Raw genomic sequence first — 21,149 nt, forward strand, 5'->3', positions numbered from 1 at the left:
CTCCTTATTCTTCTGCATATAGTGAAGGTATCAAGATCGGACTTTATCTACGTGACTGGGAGGGCTCTATGGATCAGTTTCAGGAAGAATATATCAGACAGGAACAACTACACAGAAGAAGGGTGAAAGCGGTACGGCGGATGTTGCTCGTTCTGCTCCTCGCTCTTTGGGAACTCTGCACGAGACTGAATATTATCGATGGATTTATTTTCAGCTCTCCGTCCAGAGTTCTTTTTTGTCTCGCCGGAATGATCCGGGACGGAAGCATCTGGGAGCATCTGGGAATTACGCTGTTTGAGACGATTGTGAGTTTTTTGCTTGTGACGGGAATCGGAATTTTTATGGCGGTGATTCTTTGGTCAAGCCGGACGCTGGCGGAGATTTTAGAACCTTATCTTGTGATGCTCAACAGCCTGCCAAAGTCTGCACTGGCTCCGATGCTGATCGTGTGGTTCGGAAGCCATGTCCACACGATTGTCGTCGCAGCGATCTCTGTCGCTGTTTTTGGCTCGATTATGACGCTTCACGCGGGATTTCAGGAGACGGACCCGGATAAGATTCGCCTGATTCGCTCGCTAGGCGGGGGGAAGAAGGAGGTACTCACAAAAGTTCTGCTTCCGGGCGCAATTCCGCTGATTGTCAGCAATATGAAGGTCAATGTCGGACTCTGTCTCGTCGGTGTGATCATCGGAGAGTTCCTATCGGCAAGGCGGGGACTCGGCTATCTGATTATTTACAGCAGTCAGACATTTCAGCTTGACATTCTGATGATGAGTATTCTGATCCTCTGTGTGGTCTGTGCTCTGCTCTACACGGGAATTTCGTTCTTAAAACATCTCGCAGAGTTCGACAGAAATACTGAAAAAGAAAACTTGTTATAAGAAAATCGATTGTGCGTATGAATGATTTTGGGCGCGTTTGTCGAATTCTGCGCTGAAAAGAAATTGCGTTGAGACAAAGGCAGAGGCTATAATACATTTTATTACAGGATGATTACAGGAAAAGGAAGAGGAGGAATGAAAAATGACAGATTTTCGCGTGGTAATTGCAGAAGATAATCCGCAGATGATGGCACTGATTCAGCAGATGCTGGAGGACGAAAAGGGATTTTGCGTAGTTGGAAAAGCAGAAAATGGAGAAGATGCATGTGAGATGATTCGGAAAACCGACCCTGACCTGGTGTTGTTAGATGTAATCATGCCAAAACTGGATGGAATTTCCGTGATGGAAAAAATCAGGAAAGAGCGGGCGGGAAAACAGCTTCCGGCCTTTATCATGGTGACCGCAGCAGGAAGTGAGCGCGTTGCACAGGAGGCATTTCAGCTCGGCGCAAGTTATTATATTATGAAACCGTTTGAGCGAACCATTCTGATGGATAAGATCAAGCGGGTGTGTCGAAGTGTTATTGCCGTCGAGCCTCAGCAGGAACAGAAACGCGTTGTCCCATATTCCGATCCGGGCGAGTACATCAAGCAGAATCTGGAAAATGATGTGACACAGCTTCTTCATGAGATAGGAATTCCGGCGCACATCAAGGGATACCAGTATTTGAGAGATGCAATCTCGATCTCCGTCGAGGAGAAGGATATGCTTGTCTCTGTGACGAAGGTTCTGTATCCGACGATCGCAAAGCGTCACAATACGACCTCAAGCCGTGTCGAGCGGGCAATCCGCCATGCGATAGAGGTTGCCTGGAGTCGCGGAAGACTTGATACTTTGCACAAATTGTTCGGATATACGGTCAGCACAGGAAAGGGAAAACCGACAAATTCGGAGTTTATCGCTCTGGTTTCCGACAAAATCCGTTTAGACTACAAGAGACTGGCATAAATTTGGAATGTTTAGAAAAATAAAGCAAGATTTTACTTTCTAAATTGCCACAAATATTGTATACTTGAAGATACGAGGTTACCGTTTCACGCGTCGGAGATTGCAGTTCAAATTGCAGTTCAGATAAGTTTTCGATGGGATCTGAGTGCGTGAGAAACGCGAGGCATCTGTGACGGAGCGTGGACGGTAGCGAGATGAGAATCCGCGAGGGGAGCGGGTACGGTAGAGGAGGGGGATTCGATGAAAAATATTTTATTTGTGGCATCGGAAGCAGTTCCATTTATTAAGACGGGAGGTCTGGCGGACGTTGTCGGTTCACTTCCAAAGTGTTTTGACAAGCAGTACTACGATGTGAGGGTGATGATTCCGAAGTACCTGTGCATCCCGGAGAAATGGCGCAACAATATGACCTATGTCAATCATTTTTATATGGATTATCTCGGTCAGAGCCGTTATGTCGGAATTTTGCAGTATGTGTATGATGGAATTACTTATTATTTTATCGACAATGAATCTTATTTCGGTGGTCCGAAACCTTATGGAGACTGGCTTTACGATGATGAGAAGTTCTGCTTCTTCTGTAATGCAGCGCTCTCAGCACTGCCGGTGATCGGATTCAAGCCGGATGTGGTTCACTGCCATGACTGGCAGACCGGTCTGATTCCGGTTTACTTAAAAGATCGCTTCCGTGGAGGCGAGTTCTTCCAGAATATCAAGTCTGTGATCACGATTCACAACCTGAAGTTCCAGGGCGTTTGGGATGTGAAGACAATTCAGAGATTTTCGATGCTTCCAGATTATTACTTCACGCCGGATAAGCTCGAAGCATACAAGGATGGAAACCTCTTAAAGGGTGGAATCGTGTTTGCTGATGCGATCACAACTGTAAGCCCGACGTATGCGGAGGAGATCAAGATGCCGTTCTACGGCGAGGGTCTTGACGGTCTGATGCGTGCACGTGCGAATGATCTGCGAGGAATCTTAAACGGCATCGACTACGATGAGTTCAATCCGGAGACGGATTCCCTGATCGCTCAGAGCTACAATGCAAAGAATTTCCGCAAAGAGAAGGTAAAGAACAAGCGTGCCCTTCAGGAACAGCTTGGACTTCCGGTTGATGAGAAGAAGTTTACCGTCGGCATTGTTTCTCGTCTGACCGATCAGAAGGGTCTTGATCTGATTCAGTGTGTGATGGATGAGCTGTGCAGTGATGACATGCAGTTGATCGTTCTCGGAACCGGAGATGAGCAGTATGAGAACATGTTCCGTCATTATGACTGGAAATACCATGATCGCGTTTCCGCTCAGATCTATTACTCCAATGAGCTGTCCCACAAGATCTATGCAGGCTGTGATGCATTCCTGATGCCGTCCCTGTTTGAGCCGTGCGGACTGAGCCAGCTGATGGCCCTGCGCTATGGTACTGTTCCGATTGTTCGTGAGACCGGCGGACTCAAGGATACCGTAGAGCCGTACAACGAGTATGAGAGCAGAGGAACCGGTTTCTCCTTCTCAAACTACAATGCGCATGAGATGCTTGACACCGTTCGCTATGCAAAACACATCTACTACGACAAGAAGAGAGAGTGGAACAAGATTATTGACCGTGCGATGAGCGCAGACTTCTCCTGGCATGCTTCCGCAATGAAGTATCAGGAGCTTTACGACTGGCTGATTGGATATTAAAGATTCGCGGTCATCTGATGTGAGATGAAATTTCTGGTGTAAGATGGAAATAAGGTGAGGAATTTGATCGGAAAACAGAATCTGCTGACTGCCGAGGAACGGCGTCAGCTGAAAGAATGGCTGGAAGATACCGGCTGGACCGCTCTCGGGCGGTATGCGGGGGATGAGGAATATTTGAGCTATGTGATGGACATTCTGGAGCATCCGGTGTTTCAGTCGATGGAACGTTACATTCAGCATGGTCAGACGACGTGCCGGGATCACTGCATCCGGGTATCGTATCTGACTTACTGCATATGCAGGCGGATGGGATGGAACAGCCGGGAGTCGGCGAGAGCCGGTCTCCTTCACGATCTGTTTCTCTATGACTGGCATACTCACGGAAAGATGACCGGAGAGCGCTTTCACGGTTTCACCCATCCGAGAACTGCGATGAACAATGCAGAAAAATATTTTGAAGTGACGGAGAATCAGAAAAATATGATTCTCCGCCATATGTGGCCGTTGACACCGATTCCTCCGGCGACAAAGGAAGGCATGGCACTCTGCCTTGCAGATAAGGCGTGCAGTCTGGCGGAAGTCGGAGATGGGATCAGAGAGAACCAGTGGGTTTGTCGGCTGGCTCACGTTTTGCATGGAGCAGGTTAAAAATAAAAAGAAAACGAACGATAACGACGTCCGGATGGGAGTGAGAAAACATGACATTCTGGGAAAGTTTGTGCAGCAATGAGGTACTCGTCAGTGCGTTGACAGGCTGGGTAGTCGCGCAGGTGCTTAAGACGATCATTGATTTTTCGATAAACAAGAGTTTTACACCGGAGAGACTTGTGGGATCAGGCGGAATGCCGAGCTCCCATTCCGCGACAGTTTGTGGTCTGACAACGTCAGCGGGACTGTGCTACGGGGTGAGCTCGTTTGAGTTTGCGATCTCCTTTGTATTGTCGGCGGTTGTGATGTACGATGCAATCGGGGTTCGGCAGGAGACCGGAAAGCAGGCGAAACTTTTGAATCTGATCATGGAGCAGGATTTCTTTAAGCTCGACAATGAGCACATTCAAAAACGGCTCAAGGAGTTTGTCGGACATACCCCGCTTCAGGTTCTCGCAGGCGCAGTGCTTGGGATTTTGCTGGCACTCTGGATTCATTCGCTGTATTAAAAAAAGGGGCTGGTCCCCGGCAAGAGATGTGAGTTTGCCGGAGATCAGCCCTTTTTTGATTTCATAGGAAAGTGCATCCTATGAAACAAAAAACGCTCTTTTTTATGCGTTCTCTTTTGCTGTGTTGTTCTTCTCATAGAGAATCAAAAGTCCCTTTAAGAGAAGAGCATCGTCATAGATGATCTTGTGACGGCAAAGCGGAACAACGAAGCGGGAGAGACCGCCGGTCGCAACGACGGATGGGGTGGTTCCGAGTTCCTCCTCCATGCGGTCGAGGATTCCGTCGATCATTCCGGCATTGCCGTACATGATTCCGCTTCTCATGCAGTCAATCGTGTTCTTGCCGATGACACTCTTTGGGATGTCAAGGCTGATCGACGGGAGCTGTGCAGTCTTACTGCTCAGAGAGTCGAGGGAGACGCGAAGACCCGGAAGAATCACACCGCCGATGTAGTTGCCGGAGTGGTCGACAACGGAGAGTGTCGTCGCTGTTCCCATGTCGATGACGATGATCGGGCATGGATAGTCGTGGATGGCGGCAACTGCGTCGACGATCATATCACTGCCGACGGTTTTCGGGTTGTCCATCAGGATGTTCATTCCGGTCTTGATGCCTGCACCGACGAGCATCGGGTGATAGCCGAGGATCTTCTTCACAGCGGAGGAGATTATGGCGTTCAGAGGAGGGACAACGGAGGAGAGGATCGCTCCCTCGATCTGCGACGGCTCGATGTGATGGATCTCGAGAATATTTTTGATGTTGATCGCATACTCGGTACCAGTTTTATCGTGGCTTGTTGTCACGCGCTCCACAAAGTAAGTCTGTTTATCATCGATACAGCCGATGACAATGTTTGTATTACCCATATCGATTGCCAATATCATATAAAAACTCCTTTAAAAATAATTTGAGGTATTTTCAGTTCAGAAAATGCCTACCCATATATAGTAACAGATTAGCACATAATGGAAAGAAACTCAAATGGAATCCCTTTCAATGAAGAAAAAAATATGGTACAATGAAGTGCAAATTGATGCAAACTCGAGAGCTCGAACGTATTTTGTTTTATGAAAAAAACATCAGAAAATACCAAGTGAATTTTTATTTGAGAATGTTTCATAAATATAAAATTCTATAAAATGCCGGGAGAGTCGGCAGGGAGGAAAATCATGCTTCAGGGAAAGACTGTGGTAATTGGCGTGACGGGCGGAATTGCCGCTTACAAGATCGCCAGTCTTGTCAGCATGTTGAAAAAACAGCATGCAAACGTGCGTGTCATTATGACGGAGAATGCAACGAACTTTATTACACCGGTGACATTTGAATCATTGACCGGGACGAAGTGTCTGGTTGACACATTTGACCGGAATTTTGAGTTTCAGGTGGAGCATATCTCGCTCGCAAAACAGGCGGATATCTTCATGATCGCTCCGGCGACGGCAAATGTGATTGCAAAAGTGGCACACGGTCTTGCGGATGATATGCTGACGACGACATTTCTTGCCTGCAAGAAGCCGAAATACATCGTCCCGGCGATGAACACGCAGATGTATGAGAACCCGATCACTCAGGACAATCTTGAGATTTGTCGAAAATACGGAATGCATGTGATTGAGCCTGCGAGCGGATATCTCGCCTGTGGGGATACCGGAGCCGGAAAGATGCCGGAGCCGGAGACTCTGTTTGAGTATATTCTTCAGGAGATCGCGTTCCCGAAAGATCTTGCCGGAAAGAAGATTCTTGTGACCGCAGGTCCGACACAGGAGGCGATCGATCCGGTTCGCTATATCACCAATCACTCAACCGGAAAGATGGGATATGCGATTGCGCGCGCAGGTGCGCGAAGAGGAGCTGAGGTGACACTCGTCTCCGGACCGGTGAATCAGTCCGTTCCGCTCGGAGTGACACTTGTTCCGGTTGTGAGTGCGCGGGATATGTTTGAGGCGGTGACATCCCGGAGTGCAAAGCAGGATGCGATCATCAAGTCGGCAGCGGTTGCTGATTACCGCCCGGCAGTTGTTGGAACGGAGAAGACGAAGAAGAGCGACGGGGATATGAGCATTGCACTAGAGCGAACCGATGATATTCTCTCGTGGCTTGGAGATCATCGCAGAGAGGGACAGTTCTTGTGCGGATTCTCGATGGAGACCCAGAATATGCTTGAGAATTCAAAGGCGAAGCTCGAGAAGAAACATGTCGACATGATTGTCGCAAACAATTTAAAGACTGCCGGAGCCGGATTTGGAACAGACACGAATGTCGTGACGCTGATCACAAAGGACGGAGCGGAAGAGCTTGAGAAAATGTCAAAAGATCAGGTTGCCCATGTGCTTCTCGATCGAATTTTTCACAGATAATCTTTTTTGTGTGTCAGGGTACATCCTTTTTGGGTTGTCAAAACGGAATTTCTCTGATAAGATTAAAGGTTGAGACAAAATAGCAACACAAGTTGCAATAACAAGGCAACAGAACTGGCAATACGAAACGATTCAAAACAATCATACGAAGAGAATAGAAGATGTACTCTCGGAGTCTCTCTTGCACCTGTCTTTGCGACCGATTTTTCGCAAAAACAGGCACAAAAAGATTCCGAGAGCACATAAAGAGTAATTGGAGGAAAGACGCTTGTCAAATATAGCAGAAGAAATTAAGAAACGAAGAACCTTTGCGATTATTTCCCACCCGGATGCAGGTAAGACGACCCTGACCGAGAAGTTCCTGCTTTACGGAGGAGCAATCAATCTGGCTGGTACCGTAAAGGGAAGAAAGGCTGCAAAGCATGCAGTTTCTGACTGGATGGAGATCGAGAAGGAGAGAGGAATTTCCGTTACCTCCTCCGTTATGCAGTTTGAGTACGACGGATATTGCATCAACATTCTGGATACCCCGGGACATCAGGACTTCTCGGAGGATACTTACCGTACCCTGATGGCAGCGGACAGTGCAGTCATGGTTATCGACGGATCAAAGGGTGTCGAGGCACAGACGATCAAGCTGTTCAAGGTTTGTGTGATGAGAAAGATCCCGATCTTCACATTTATCAACAAGATGGACCGTGAAGCGAGAGATCCGTTTGAGCTGATGGATGAGATCGAGAATGTGCTCGGAATCCGCACCTGTCCGATCAACTGGCCGATCGGCTGCGGAAAGAACTTTAAGGGCGTGTACGACCGCCACGACAAGACGATCACAACATTTACCGCAGCAATGGGCGGACAGAAGGAAGTTGCGACTCAGACATTTGATGTCGAGGGAGCAGATGTAGATTCTGTGATCGGAGTGGATTATCACCAGCAACTTCTCGACGAGATCGAGCTTCTCGACGGAGCAGCGGATGAGTTTGATATGGATCGTGTCAGCCGTGGAAACCTCTCCCCGGTCTTCTTCGGATCGGCGCTGACAAACTTCGGTGTTGAAACCTTCCTGAAGCATTTCTTAAAGATGACGACATCCCCGCTTCCGAGAAGGACGACAACCGGAATTATTGACCCGTTTGAGGAGAAGTTCTCCGCTTTCGTCTTCAAGATTCAGGCAAACATGAACAAGGCACACCGTGACCGTATCGCATTCATGAGAATCGTATCCGGCAAGTTTGAGGCTGGAATGGAGGTCAACCATGTTCAGGGCGGAAAGAAGTTGAGACTGACTCAGCCACAGCAGATGATGGCTCAGGACAGAAAGATTGTCGATGAGGCTTATGCCGGAGATATCATCGGTGTCTTCGATCCGGGCATTTTCTCAATCGGTGATACGCTCTGTCTGTCAAATGAAAAATTCCAGTTTGAAGGTATCCCGACATTTGCACCGGAGCATTTCGCTCGTGTGCGCCAGATCGATACGATGAAGCGCAAGCAGTTCTTGAAGGGTGTTTCCCAGATTGCACAGGAAGGTGCGATCCAGATCTTCCAGGAGTTCAACACCGGTATGGAGGAGATTATTGTCGGTGTAGTCGGAGAGCTTCAGTTTGAGGTTTTGACATATCGTCTGGAAAATGAGTACAACGTAGAGGTTAAGCTCGAGAAACTGCCTTACGAGTACATCCGCTGGATTGAGAACAAGGAAGAGATCGATGTTTCCCGAATTCAGGGTACGTCCGACATGAAGCGCATCAAGGATCTCAAGGACAACCCGCTTCTGCTGTTTGTCAACAGCTGGAGTGTCGGCATGGTTGAGGAGAGAAATCCGGGTCTGAAACTCAGCGAGTTCGGACGGGATTAATAAGAAATTAATAGATTGCTTATTAATTGTTAAAACAGAAAAATAAACATAAGAGAGGAGAATGTGTCATGAGCAAGATTGATGTAGTAAGAAAAGCAATGGTAGAGGCAATGAAGGCAAAAGATAAGGCGAGAAAGGATTCCCTTTCCATGCTTCTGTCCGCATTGAAGAATGCGGAGATTGACAAGCGCGAACCGCTGACTGAAGAGGAAGAGAATGCGATCGTGAAGAAAGAGATCCGTCAGACTCAGGAGACTTACGATCTTGCTCCGGCAGACCGCACAGACATCAAGGAAGAGGCTCTGGCAAGAATGACCGTTTACAAGGAGTTCGCTCCGGAGGACATGAGCGCAGAGCAGATCGCAGAGGTTATCAGGGGCGTTCTCGCAGAGCTTGGAATTGAGAAGCCTACCGGTGCAGACAAGGGTAAGATCATGAAGGTTCTGATGCCGAAGGTAAAGGGCAAGGCAGATGGCAAGCTCGTCAACCAGACCCTGTCTGAGATGATGAAATAATCCGAGCAGTAAGAAGAATAGAAATTAGAAAAAAGAAGAGTGCAAAGCAATTTGCAGAAAGTGAGCGACATCATGTACAAGGACAAAATTGACAAATATATTGAAGCACACAAGCAGGAGATGATTGAGGATATCTTTGAACTCTGCCGAATCAACAGCGAGAAGATGCCGGCAGAGGAGGACATGCCGTTCGGACCGGGACCGGCGGAGTGTCTTGACACGGCTCTGGATATGGCAGAGGGATACGGCTTTGAGACCCTCGATTATGACGGTTATGTCGGCTGTGTGGATATGAGCGAGGAACTGCCGAAACATCTCGACATTCTGGCTCATCTGGACGTTGTTCCGGCAGGCGAGGGCTGGACTGTGACTCAGCCGTTTGACCCGATCGAGAAGGATGGACGCCTGTACGGACGTGGAACCGCAGATGATAAGGGACCGGCAGTTGCAGCTCTCTACGCAATGCGTGCAGTCAAGGAACTTGGAATTCCGTTAAAGAAGAATGTCCGCCTGATTCTCGGAACCGATGAGGAGTGCGGAAGCTCTGACATCAGGCACTATTACAGCATCGAGAAGGAAGCTCCGATGACATTCTCACCGGATGCCTCCTACCCGCTTGTAAATGTGGAGAAGGGACGTTTCCCGGGGCATTTTACAAAGGAGTTTGAAGCATCCGAGGCACTGCCGAAGATCGTGAAGATCAACGCGGGAACAAAGATCAATGTCGTTCCGGGCAAGGCAAAAGCTGTTGTGAAGGGAATTGAGAAATCCGTTCTTGAGAGTGCGGAGGCAGAGACGACTCAGGCAATCGGTGTGAAGTTTGAGAATGACTGGAACGGAGACGAGGCAGAGATCACCGCTGTCGGTGCAGGTGCTCATGCTTCCACCCCGGAGGACGGAAATAACGCGCTGACCGGTCTTGTGAATCTGCTGTGCCGTCTGCCGTTTGCACAGAGCGCTCAGTTTGACTCTCTGAAGGCAGTTGCCGAGCTTTTCCCGCACGGCGACATGAACGGTACGACGATCGGTGTCGACATGCAGGATGAGATTTCCGGACGCATCACGCTCTCCCTCAACATGCTGACTGTGACTGACACGACGTTTGACGCTGAGGTTGACGGAAGAATCCCGGTTTGCGGAACAGATGAGAACGTGCTGGAAGTTGTGAGAAAGAGACTTGGCGAGCATGGATTTACTCTGCACAACAAGGCACTGATCGCTCCGCATCATGTGAGCGAGGATTCTGATTTTGTTCGGACTCTGCTCAAGGCATATGAGGCATATACGGGTGAGAAGGGAACCTGCCAGTCTATGGGTGGCGGTACCTATGTGCACCACTTAAAGAACGGTGTCGCTTTCGGCGCTTCAATGCCGGGTGTGGACAACCGGATGCACGGAGCAGATGAGTTTGCAAATGTCTATGATCTTGTGACGAGTGCGAAGATCTTTGCTCTGGCGATTGTGGAGCTCTGTGGCTGATCGTTGACGAATCGAAGGAATCTCTGAGAAGTATTCGATAACAAACGAATCGAACGATTGGATATTCATTGGAGATTCCTCGCTTCGGAAAGGAGGAGCGATGATTCGGAGAGTTTGTCCGATCTGTGATCAGGTCATGACAGGAAGACATTACTGTCGGATCTGCCACAGCTTGGTGCGCCATCCGAGAATTCAGGATGTGACGTACTATCTGAATGAGCGCCATCCGCAGAATGAGACTGCTTGCAGTTATCATGATTCTTACCATGATTCGGTACATAGGCAGGAGGATTCTGCCGGTTCTAAGATGAAGAAGAGCGGGAAGAAGGATGGCAAAAAAGGTGACAAAAAGAAGACAGAAAAGACGGTGACTGTTTGGAGGATGGGAAATCCGTCTCAGCCAGGCAAGAAAAACAACCAGAAATCCTCCAAACCCTCTAACCCCGTCCCTGCTTCGGGTGGAAATTACCGCAGTGGAAGTGGGAACGACTGGGAAGAGACATTTGGAAATCGGACAGACAAATCCAAGAAGGAGGGGAGCGGTCGCACGATCGGCGCTTTTTCCCTCTTTCTGATTCTGATTGTGTTCTGGAGACTTTTTCTTGCGATCTGGAGTGTCATTCAGGCATTTTTAGTCTGGTAAAAAAAGTTCTGACTCCTGATCTTTCTGGTCTTTTATTTTTCTGTGGAAAAGGTATCAGGAAGGCTACTGAAAAACAGAAGACAGGAAATAGGAAGATCGAAGAGAAAAATGGAAATGGAACGGAGAGACGAGGAAAATAACATGAAAATCAGAGATATTCTGGCAGAGGGAAAACCGACTCTGTCATTTGAGGTATTTCCGCCGAAGACGGAGGATAAATTTGATTCTGTGGAGAAGGCAGCACTTGAGATTGCAGAGCTGAATCCTGCTTTCATGAGCGTTACTTACGGTGCAGGTGGTGGGACGAGTGATTACACCGTGGATATTGCTTCTGCAATTCAGGCTCACGGCGTAACTCCGCTTGCTCATCTGACCTGCGTCTCTTCCACCCGGGAGAAGGTTCATTCCGTTCTTGGAAAGCTCAAGGAGCACGGAATCGAGAATGTGCTTGCACTTCGCGGAGACATTCCGAAAGATGGAAAAGTGGAGCACGATTATCAGTATGCTTCCCAGCTGATTCGTGAGATCAAGGAATCCGGAGATTTCTGCATCGGTGCAGCCTGCTATCCGGAGGGTCATGTCGAGTCTGCAAATAAGTCTGAGGATATTCAGCACCTGAAAGAGAAGGTTGAGGCGGGCTGTGATTTTGTGACGACCCAGATGTTCTTTGACAATAACATTCTCTACAACTATCTCTACCGCATCCGCGAGAAGGGAATCACGGTTCCGGTGATCGCAGGTATTATGCCGGTGACGAATGCCGCTCAGATCAAGAGAATTCTCTCGATGTCCGGAACGTATATGCCGACTCGCTTTAAGGCGATTGTGGACCGTTTTGGCGACAATCCGTCTGCAATGAAGCAGGCAGGTATCGCTTATGCGACGGAGCAGATCATTGACCTTCTCGCAAACCATGTGAATGGAATTCATGTCTACTCGATGAATAAGCCGGATGTGGCACAGCAGATTCAGACGAGTCTGTCTGAGATCCTGAAATAGGGTCAAAAGCAATGGAGTGGAATGAGCGGGAGATCCTGCGCTATCTAGGGCATCGGGGGCAGGAGATTCCGGAAAATGTAGAAGAATTGATCAAGGAGTGCGAGCGGGAGTTGGAGCAGATGGCATCTCCACGGGCAATGTGGAAGGAATATCCGCTCTCGATTCACGATCACGTCCTGGACATGGGATTTTTGCAGACAAAGAGCAAGAGTCTGGAGCGAAATCTCAGGGACTGTGAGAGAGTCATTCTGTTTGCGGCGACACTTGGAAGCAGGGTGGATGTCCTTCTGCACCGCTACAATATGATTCAGATGAGCAAGGCGGTTGTGATGCAGGCGGCGTCAGTCGCAATGCTTGAGACGTTTTGCGATGAAAAAAATCAGGAACTTAAGAGTTCTTACGAGGCGAAGGGCTGGTATCTTCGCCCGCGTTTCAGCCCCGGATATGGGGATTTTCCGCTTGAGTGTCAGCGTGAGATCGCACCGGCGCTTGAGATGGGAAAGCGAATCGGAGTCAATCTGACAGATACGCTTCTGATGATGCCGTCTAAATCTGTGACGGCGGTGATCGGAGCGAGCCGTCTGCCTAGAAACTGTACCGTGCAGGGTTGTGAGGTCTGTGCGAAGCGGGACTGTGCATATCGCAGATAAATGAGATGTGGGATGCGAGTGTCGACTTGAAATGAGAGAAGGGAAAACAGAGCGCATGGATATTTTACAGGAGATACAGAAGCGGATCTGCTTCTTTGATGGTGGAATGGGAAGCCTGCTTCAGGCAGCGGGACTGAAACCGGGAGAACTTCCGGGAATCTGGAATATCACACATCCGGAGGAGCTGGTGAAGATCCACCGCGCCTATCTGGATGCAGGTGCAGACATCATGACGACAAATACGTTCGGTGTCGATGCACTCAAATACAATGAGAATACGGAGTATCAGCTTGATCCGGTCATTACTTCGGCTGTCCGCAATGCAAAGAAAGCAGTGGAACTGAGCGGAAGAGATGCCTGTGTTGCCCTTGATATGGGACCGACCGGAAAACTGCTCAAACCGCTTGGCGATCTCGCATTTGAGGACGCCTACGAGCTTTACAGCCAGGTTGTTCGGATCGGTGCGCGCGAGGGTGTGGATCTCGTGATCATTGAGACGATGAGCGACAGCTACGAGACAAAGGCGGCTGTCCTTGCGGCAAAGGAGAATTGTGATCTCCCGGTGTTTGTGACGGTGACGTTTGATGAGAAGGGAAAACTGCTGACAGGCGGAACTCCGGCTTCGATCGTCGCAATGCTTGAGGGACTCGGTGTTGATGCAATCGGTATGAACTGTGGTCTCGGTCCGATTCAGATGAAGGAGATCCTCAAAGACATGCTCGCAGTCACCTCGGTTCCGGTCATCGTGAACCCGAATGCAGGTCTTCCGAGAAGTGAGAACGGCGAGACCGTCTACGACATCAATGCGGAGCAGTTTGCGGATGCCCTCTCCGAGATCGTCGATATGGGTGCACGCGTTGTCGGAGGATGTTGTGGCACGACACCGGATCACATTCGTCGGGTTGTCGGGCTGTGCAAGGACAAGGTTCCGGTTCCGGTAGTGAAAAAGCACCGCAGTGTGATTTCCTCGTTCTGCAAGGCGGTTGAGATTGGAAAGAGTCCGGTGCTGATCGGAGAGCGCATCAACCCGACCGGAAAGTCGAAGTTCAAGCAGGCGCTTCGCGATCACAATCTCGAGTACATTTTGCGCGAGGGTGTGACCCAGCAGGATCACGGAGCCCATGTTCTCGATGTCAATGTCGGTCTTCCAGAGATCGATGAGAAGGCGATGCTCGTCGAGGTCGTTCGTGAACTTCAGAGTATTGTCGAGCTTCCGCTTCAGATGGATACGACAAACATCGAGGCGATGGAGGCGGCACTCCGCGTCTACAACGGAAAAGCTCTGATCAACTCTGTAAACGGAAAGCAGGAGTCGATGCATGCGATTTTCCCGCTTGTGAAGAAATACGGCGGTGTGGTTGTCGCGCTTGCGCTTGATGAGAGCGGAATCCCGGAGACTGCGGAGGGACGAATCCAGGTAGCAAAGAAGATCTACAAAACGGCTTCGGAGTACGGAATTGAGCCGGAGGACATCATCATTGATGCCCTGTGTCTGACGGTCAGCTCCGACAGCCAGGGTGCAATCACGACGCTTGAGACTCTGCGCCGAGTTCGCGATGAGCTTCATGGATACACGGTTCTCGGTGTCTCAAACATCTCGTTCGGTCTCCCGCAGAGAGAGATTATCAACTCGGCATTTTTCACGATGGCGATGCAGAATGGACTTTCTGCGGCGATCATCAACCCGAATTCCGAGGCGATGATGCGCGCTTATTACAGCTTTAAGGCACTGATGGATCTCGATCCGCAGTGCGGAGAGTACATCAGTATTTACGGTAACCAGCCGGCAGTCAGTCTCGGTCAGAGTGTTGTCCGCTCGTCGGACGGCAAGACGGCAAAGAGCGGGGCAGAAGGATCTGGAAATGCCGGTGGTTCCGGTGATTTGGAAGAAGTTCTCGGAAACAGCATCATCCGTGGACTCAGAGATCAGGCGGGTATGGCAGTCAAGGAGCTTCTTGAGACAAAAGATCCGCTCGATGTCATCAACGGATGCATGATCCCGGCTCTCGATGTAGTCGGAAAAGGATTTGAGAAGGGAACACTTTTCCTGCCTCAGCTTCTGATGAGTGCGGAAGCTGCAAAGACTGCATTTGAGGTCATCAAGGACAAGATGGCAAAGAGCGGACAACAGCAGGAGAAGAAGGGAACGATCATCCTTGCAACCGTAAAGGGCGATATTCACGACATCGGAAAAAATATCGTCAAGGTTCTGCTTGAGAATTACAGTTACGATGTTCTCGATCTCGGAAAGGACGTTCCACCGGAGCTGATCGTGGAGACGGCAGTAGAAAAACATGTGATGCTCGTCGGTCTCAGCGCACTGATGACGACGACGGTTCCGAGCATGGAGGAGACGATCCGCCAGCTTCGCATTTCCGCGCCGTGGGCGAAAGTCATGGTCGGCGGAGCTGTCCTGACGCAGGAGTATGCGGATACGATGGGCGCAGATCAGTACTGCCGGGATGCGATGGCTTCGGTCAACTATGCGGAGAGTGTGTTTGGAATCAACTAGAGCTCAGGCAAAATGATGGAGAGTTTCATAAAGAATTTATTTATGAAAATCCCTGAGATGAAGGAGAAAAGGGAAAGAGATGGAAACGCAGAGAAGAGCGATCAGATCTGCATTTCTGTCTCTTTTTGCTTTGCGAGAGGGGAATCGGGGATGTTCGTTTCTTCGATTTGAAATTGGTTTGAAATTGGTGGCGGTATCTCTTTATGCAAAGGTGGCGGAATTTTCTAAAGGGAAACTCAAGAATTTCGTTAGGAATTTCGGCTTGTAATTCCTGATTTCTTTCGGTAGAATAGAGCTAGGCTGAATCTGGAATTCTCTCGGAAAAGGAGAGGATTTTATGAATCAAAAAGAATCAAAACCGATGGGCGTATCTGGAATCTTAAAATGGGTGGTTCTGGCAGTGTTTCTGCTCGTCGCAGGATGCCTGTTCAGTTGTGGGGCGTCGGAGGTGTCGATGGAGATCGAGTTGTCCTCGACGGACGCAGATGCGTCGGATAATGTGTCGGATGACAAAGAAGCAGAGGATGGGCAGAATGTGGGAGAGAAAGCCCTCACGGAAGCTCCGAAGAAGGCAGGAAGCGAAGCCCTCACGGAATCCGAACGGAAAGCGGGGAGCGAAGCATTCACAAAGGCCGGAAAAGAAAATCCGACAGGAAATGCGACGGCGACTGTAACCGGAGAGAATGCGACTGCGATCGAAGAGGGAAAAGAGGTAAAATCAGAGTGCTTTGTCTATGTGTGTGGCGAAGTCAGAAGTCCGGGAGTCTATTGCATGGAGGAGGGACAGCGGATCTTTGAGGCAGTCGAGCAGGCGGGCGGTTTTACTGATAAGGCGGTGCGCGAGTATTTGAATCTGGCAGATGAGATCTGCGATGGGATGAAGATTTTTGTCCCGAACAGGGAACAGGTGCAGTCCGGGCAGATTCCACCGGAGGGGCTTGTCTCTTACGGCTTTGGTGATGGAAGTGGAGTGAATGCCGGGAACATAGCAAGTACCATCGGTGCCGGAAAGACGGGATCAGGATCGGCATCAGCCTCAGCAAGGATCAATCTCAATACTGCGTCAAAGGAAGAACTGATGACGCTTAGAGGGGTCGGATCAGCGCGGGCGGAAGATATCATCCGTTACCGGGAGAAGCATGGTGGATTCCAGAAGATTGAGGAGATCAAGAAAGTCTCCGGCATCAAGGAGACAACCTTTGAAAAGATCAAAGATCAGATCACTGTCTGAGGAATAGATTGAGATTCGATCATCGAAGGATAGGAAATGGCAGGAAACGTTGATTTGCTGATTTAGAGATTTAGAAAGTGAATGAAGAGCAAGAGTAGAGGAAATTATTATGGCAAAGATCTTGGTAGTGGATGATGAAAAACTGATTGTGAAAGGAATCCGTTTCAGTCTGGAGCATGAGGGCTGGGAAGTGGATTGTGCTTACGATGGAGAGGAAGCGATCAATCTGGCAAAGCAGACCGAATACGATGTGGTTCTGCTCGATGTGATGCTTCCGAAGTTTGATGGATTTGAGGTGTGTCAGGCGATTCGCGAGTTCTCAGAGATGCCGATCATCATGCTGACTGCCAAGGGGGGAGACATGGATAAGATCCTTGGTCTGGAATATGGCGCCGATGATTATATCACAAAGCCGTTCAACATTCTTGAGGTGAAGGCACGCATCAAGGCGATCATGCGCCGAAATGCGAAAAAGACAAGAGTGGCAAACGAGCCGGAGAACAAGATGATCAGTGCCGGAGATCTGAAACTTGACCGGGAGGGACGCAGAGTCTTTATCGGGGAGAAGGAGATCAATCTGACTGCGAAGGAGTTTGATCTCCTTGAGCTTCTCGTGTGCAATCCGAACAAGGTGTACAGCAGAGAAAATCTGCTTGCGCTCGTATGGGGAAATAAGGCATCCGAGTCAGGTGACGTGAGAACCGTCGATGTCCATGTGCGCCGTCTGAGAGAGAAGATTGAGCCGAGTCCGAGTGATCCGCGATATGTGCACACGAAATGGGGCGTGGGATATTATTTTCGTGCCTAGTCCTCAATTTCCCATCACAAATCTGACATGGGAGATCGGATCATAGTAGAATAATAGGGTGTGAGAAACAATTCAAGTCGACGCTCGCGGAGCGTATAACTCAGAGGGGGAATCCACTCTGAGTTTATAAAACTGAGAAAGAAGGGACTCCTGAGATGGCAGAGAAAGGGCATAGATGGAGAAGATTGGATAATACAGCGAAGATTTTTCCGGTGATTGCAAATGAGGGAATGAGTCAGGTGTTTCGCATTTCCGCAGTCATGAAGGAGGAGGTTCAGCCGGAGCTTCTTCAAAAAGCATTGGAGGATATTCTTCCTCATATTCGGGAGTTTCGTGTAAAATTGCGCCGGGGACTTTTCTGGTATTATTTTGAGGAGAATGACCGGATTCCGCAGGTACAGCGCGAGAGCACTTATCCGTGTCGCTATTTAGATCCTCATGGAAGCCAGAGATTTCTGTTTCGCGTGACGTATTTCAAGTGCAGAATCAATCTGGAGGTCTTTCACGCGCTGACAGATGGACTCGGATGTGCGAGATTTTTGAGAAGTCTGGTGGCGCGCTACTTAGAGCTTGTCAAGGAGGAGCCGGGAGTCTGGATGCCGGAGGACGAGGAAAAGCCGGATGAGCAGATTTTTGAGACCGTGGACAGTTATTTGGAGAATTACCGTGAGATGGAGCACAGAAGTTACAGCTCCAAACCGGCATTTCGGATGGAGGGACATTTCCTTCCGCTTGGAAGTGGACAGGTGCTCCACGGTTATCTGAAAGTCGCAGAGGTCAAGGCAGTGGCGAAGAAGCACGGCGTGACGGTGACAAAGTATCTGGCTTCTGCTCTGCTCTGGTCGATCTGGCAGGAATACCTCGATGGAAAAGCGGATCGAAGACCGGTGGTTTTGAATATTCCGATCAATTTGAGGGCATTTTTTCAATCAGATACGATGGCGAACTTTTTTGCGGTCAGCAGTATCGGATGGCTGTTTCGCGATTCGGATATGACATTTGATCAGCTTGTTCAAAAGATCAGTCGTCAGATGGATCGGAAAATCACGAAGGAACGTCTTGAGGAGAGCATTTCTTATAATGTGTCGAACGAGAAGAAATGGTATCTGCGGATCATTCCGCTTGTGATCAAACGCCTCGCACTTGGATTTATTTTCAGTCTCAAGGATCGGGCATACACAATGACGCTCTCAAACATCGGACCGATCCGAATGGACCCTGAATTTGCCAAGTTTGCGGATGATGTGGAGCGTTTTCAGGTGATGATCGGAGTCTCGAGAAAACAGCCGTGTAAGTGCAGTGTCTGTGCGTATGGGGATGAGATGACGGTGACGTTTACCTCCGTGTTTGCGGACAGCCGGATTCAGAGGCGTTTCTTCCGAAAGATGAAGGAGGACGGAATTGCAGTACGCCTTGAGGGAAATGAGCTCAGCGGGGCGAGAAAGCGGGACAATTATCCGAGAATCCGCAGAGTCTGGGTGATCCAGAAGGGCGGAGAGAAGCGCGCAACGCGGATGGCAAAGAAAGTTGGTCATACCGGGGAGCATGTCGCAAAAGGTCTTTGGGATTATCTCAGAGGAAAAGAAAACTGGAAGGAAGAACTTCGACGGAGATTTCATGTTTAGGGGGGAAAGAGTACAAAACGTTTCAGTAGAATTTGAGAGAGCAGGAAAAGTTTACTGTACACAGGGAAGAGAGACAGCATGAGAGAAGAACGAGTAAGCCTGCGCGGGAAACTGGTGCGGGATATGATGAAAAATATGATGGATTCCGCAATGGGACATAAGTTTCAGACTGGTGAGTATCGGATGAATCCCGTAGAGCCGGCGTGGATCTGCCCGTCGGAGTACGAGTATGAGATCGTGGAGATGGAAAAATTTCAGATGGAATTTTTGCGCCCAACGGGAGTCTGCACGGGTCGCGTTGTGCTCCAGCTTCACGGGGGCGGTTACATCGGACCGATGAAAAATATCTATCGCGATTTTGCCGTACAGTATTCCCAGCGGAGCAGGGGAGCAGATGTGTTGACGATCGATTATCGTGTTGCACCGAAGCACCCGTTTCCCTGTGCTCTTGAGGACGCAGTCACCGCGTATCAGTGGCTGATGAAAGAGAAGAATTACCGGGCGAGTGATATTGTGGTTGCCGGAGATTCTGCGGGCGGGGGACTTGCGCTTGCGCTTGTGATGTATCTAAGGGATCACGCGCTTCCTCTTCCGGCGGGGGTTCTTGTGATGTCGCCGTGGGCGGATCTGACGTGCAGTGGAGAGAGCCACGAGACGAATTTTCACAGAGATCCGCAGTTTGGCGGGACGACCGACAATATGTTGCACAACAGCAGTTACATCGGGGATGCAGATCCACATGCTCCGTATCTCTCTCCAATGTTTGGAGATTTCACAGACTTTCCGCCGACACTGATTCAAGTCGGAAGCGAGGAAGTTTTGTTGAGTGATTCGCTGACAGTCGCCCGGAAACTCAGGGAGGCGCACCGAAAACTTCGGATTTCTGTCTATGACGGAATGTTTCATGTCTTTCAGATGGCGCTTCGCCTGATCCCGGAAAGCCGTGAGGCGTGGGAGGAGGCAGGGCGCTTTCTTGAGATCGTTTACGGAGTCGAGAGGACGGAAGAAGGACGAAAGGTGCGGTTGGTGCGTTCCAATCGCAAACGGAAAAAAAGATGAAAATTACAGTAATTGCAGTTGGAAAAATCAAGGAGAAATTCTTCTCGGAGGCGATTGCAGAGTACCAGAAGCGTCTGAGCCGTTACTGCAAGCTTGAGATTGTTCAGGTCGCAGATGAGAAGACACCGGACAAGGCGAGCGATCTGCAAAATGAGCAGATCAAGAAGAAGGAGGGCGAGCGGATTTTGGCGCATATCAAGGATGGCGCCTATGTGATTGCACTTGCGATCAACGGAAAAATGCTCAGCTCCGAACAGCTCTCGGCAGAACTCGAGCGCCTTGGAAATCAGGGGCAGAGCCAGATCGTGATGATCATCGGCGGTTCGCTTGGACTCTCGAAAGAGGTGCTCGACCGCGCAGATTATAAGCTGAGCTTTTCTCCGATGACATTTCCGCATCAGCTGATGCGTGTGGTATTGTTGGAGCAGGTGTACCGCGGATTTAAGATCATGGCGGGAGAACCATACCACAAGTAAAGTTTGTGGAGAACGAGAACAGGCAATAAAATGTCAGAAAAATGAAAGATTTTTATCACAAATACTTTGCAGCTTTATGGTATGATGAAAAAATACAAAAGTAAAATGATAAAGTTAGAATAAAACTAGATCGAGGATGCGTGAAACCAGAAATAATCCCTAAAAGGAGCACCAACGTGTGCCAACATGTGACCGGAATATGTAACCGGGATTAAAGTATAAGGGGAATAGAGACGATAAATGGGGATACGCAGACGAAG

The 21,149-nt window shown here is 49.3% G+C and carries 19 protein-coding genes; 18 read left to right on the plus strand and 1 reads right to left on the minus strand.

What is annotated here, in order from left to right; genetic code table 11:
* Positions 1-68: 68 nt before the first annotated feature.
* The 5 genes from AC4EVX_RS04210 to AC4EVX_RS04230 all read left to right on the plus strand — a co-directional run bounded on the left by AC4EVX_RS04210 (position 69) and on the right by AC4EVX_RS04230 (position 4,673).
* Entirely contained in the window at positions 69-881 is an 813-nt protein-coding gene (locus tag AC4EVX_RS04210) for an ABC transporter permease subunit (protein WP_177977643.1), read from the plus strand.
* A gap of 142 nt (positions 882-1,023) precedes the next feature.
* Entirely contained in the window at positions 1,024-1,830 is an 807-nt protein-coding gene (gene spo0A, locus AC4EVX_RS04215) for a sporulation transcription factor Spo0A (protein ID WP_177977644.1), read from the plus strand.
* Between the two features lie 240 nt (positions 1,831-2,070).
* Positions 2,071-3,516: a glycogen synthase GlgA gene (glgA, locus tag AC4EVX_RS04220; protein WP_177977645.1), complete on the plus strand. Its 1,446-nt coding sequence runs from the start codon at positions 2,071-2,073 to the stop codon at positions 3,514-3,516.
* A 186-nt stretch (positions 3,517-3,702) separates the two neighbouring features.
* The gene (locus AC4EVX_RS04225; protein ID WP_490159658.1) at positions 3,703-4,164 is read left to right on the plus strand and encodes an HD domain-containing protein; all 462 of its coding nucleotides are present in this window, start codon (positions 3,703-3,705) and stop codon (positions 4,162-4,164) included.
* A gap of 50 nt (positions 4,165-4,214) precedes the next feature.
* Positions 4,215-4,673, plus strand: a complete 459-nt coding sequence (locus AC4EVX_RS04230) for a divergent PAP2 family protein (protein ID WP_308450354.1) — start codon at positions 4,215-4,217, stop codon at positions 4,671-4,673.
* Between the two features lie 102 nt (positions 4,674-4,775).
* On the opposite strand, the gene AC4EVX_RS04235 is transcribed toward AC4EVX_RS04230, so the two are convergent.
* The gene (locus AC4EVX_RS04235; RefSeq protein ID WP_177977646.1) at positions 4,776-5,558 is read right to left on the minus strand and encodes a type III pantothenate kinase; all 783 of its coding nucleotides are present in this window, start codon (positions 5,556-5,558) and stop codon (positions 4,776-4,778) included.
* 285 nt (positions 5,559-5,843) lie between these two features.
* Between AC4EVX_RS04235 and coaBC the strand changes: the two genes are divergently transcribed.
* The 13 genes from coaBC (at position 5,844) to rlmH (ending at position 20,889) form a co-directional block, all read left to right on the plus strand.
* Positions 5,844-7,031, plus strand: coding sequence for a bifunctional phosphopantothenoylcysteine decarboxylase/phosphopantothenate--cysteine ligase CoaBC (gene coaBC / locus AC4EVX_RS04240; RefSeq protein WP_490159639.1), 1,188 nt, complete (start codon positions 5,844-5,846; stop codon positions 7,029-7,031).
* A gap of 268 nt (positions 7,032-7,299) precedes the next feature.
* The gene (locus tag AC4EVX_RS04245; protein ID WP_177977648.1) at positions 7,300-8,892 is read left to right on the plus strand and encodes a peptide chain release factor 3; all 1,593 of its coding nucleotides are present in this window, start codon (positions 7,300-7,302) and stop codon (positions 8,890-8,892) included.
* A 68-nt stretch (positions 8,893-8,960) separates the two neighbouring features.
* Entirely contained in the window at positions 8,961-9,407 is a 447-nt protein-coding gene (locus tag AC4EVX_RS04250) for a GatB/YqeY domain-containing protein (RefSeq protein ID WP_177977649.1), read from the plus strand.
* A gap of 72 nt (positions 9,408-9,479) precedes the next feature.
* On the plus strand, positions 9,480-10,886 hold the full coding sequence (locus AC4EVX_RS04255) for a Sapep family Mn(2+)-dependent dipeptidase (protein WP_308450357.1): 1,407 nt from the start codon (positions 9,480-9,482) through the stop codon (positions 10,884-10,886).
* A 100-nt stretch (positions 10,887-10,986) separates the two neighbouring features.
* Entirely contained in the window at positions 10,987-11,529 is a 543-nt protein-coding gene (locus AC4EVX_RS04260) for a hypothetical protein (RefSeq protein WP_177977651.1), read from the plus strand.
* Positions 11,530-11,670: 141 nt separating this feature from the next.
* Positions 11,671-12,528: a methylenetetrahydrofolate reductase [NAD(P)H] gene (gene metF, locus AC4EVX_RS04265; RefSeq protein WP_177977652.1), complete on the plus strand. Its 858-nt coding sequence runs from the start codon at positions 11,671-11,673 to the stop codon at positions 12,526-12,528.
* A gap of 11 nt (positions 12,529-12,539) precedes the next feature.
* Positions 12,540-13,178, plus strand: a complete 639-nt coding sequence (locus AC4EVX_RS04270; protein ID WP_177977653.1) for a vitamin B12 dependent-methionine synthase activation domain-containing protein — start codon at positions 12,540-12,542, stop codon at positions 13,176-13,178.
* 55 nt (positions 13,179-13,233) lie between these two features.
* On the plus strand, positions 13,234-15,690 hold the full coding sequence (locus tag AC4EVX_RS04275) for a homocysteine S-methyltransferase family protein (protein WP_490159640.1): 2,457 nt from the start codon (positions 13,234-13,236) through the stop codon (positions 15,688-15,690).
* Between the two features lie 337 nt (positions 15,691-16,027).
* Positions 16,028-16,921: a helix-hairpin-helix domain-containing protein gene (locus AC4EVX_RS04280; RefSeq protein ID WP_177977655.1), complete on the plus strand. Its 894-nt coding sequence runs from the start codon at positions 16,028-16,030 to the stop codon at positions 16,919-16,921.
* A gap of 109 nt (positions 16,922-17,030) precedes the next feature.
* On the plus strand, positions 17,031-17,729 hold the full coding sequence (locus tag AC4EVX_RS04285; RefSeq protein WP_308450361.1) for a response regulator transcription factor: 699 nt from the start codon (positions 17,031-17,033) through the stop codon (positions 17,727-17,729).
* A 155-nt stretch (positions 17,730-17,884) separates the two neighbouring features.
* Positions 17,885-19,354: a condensation domain-containing protein gene (locus AC4EVX_RS04290; RefSeq protein WP_490159641.1), complete on the plus strand. Its 1,470-nt coding sequence runs from the start codon at positions 17,885-17,887 to the stop codon at positions 19,352-19,354.
* Positions 19,355-19,432: 78 nt separating this feature from the next.
* A complete protein-coding gene (locus tag AC4EVX_RS04295; protein WP_490159642.1) occupies positions 19,433-20,413 on the plus strand; it encodes an alpha/beta hydrolase in 981 nt (326 codons plus the stop codon).
* A complete protein-coding gene (gene rlmH, locus AC4EVX_RS04300; RefSeq protein ID WP_177977659.1) occupies positions 20,410-20,889 on the plus strand; it encodes a 23S rRNA (pseudouridine(1915)-N(3))-methyltransferase RlmH in 480 nt (159 codons plus the stop codon). The genes AC4EVX_RS04295 and rlmH overlap by 4 nt, the downstream gene beginning before the upstream one ends.
* Positions 20,890-21,149 lie beyond the last annotated feature (260 nt).

The sequence above is a fragment of the Brotaphodocola sp. genome, from assembly GCF_983179755.1.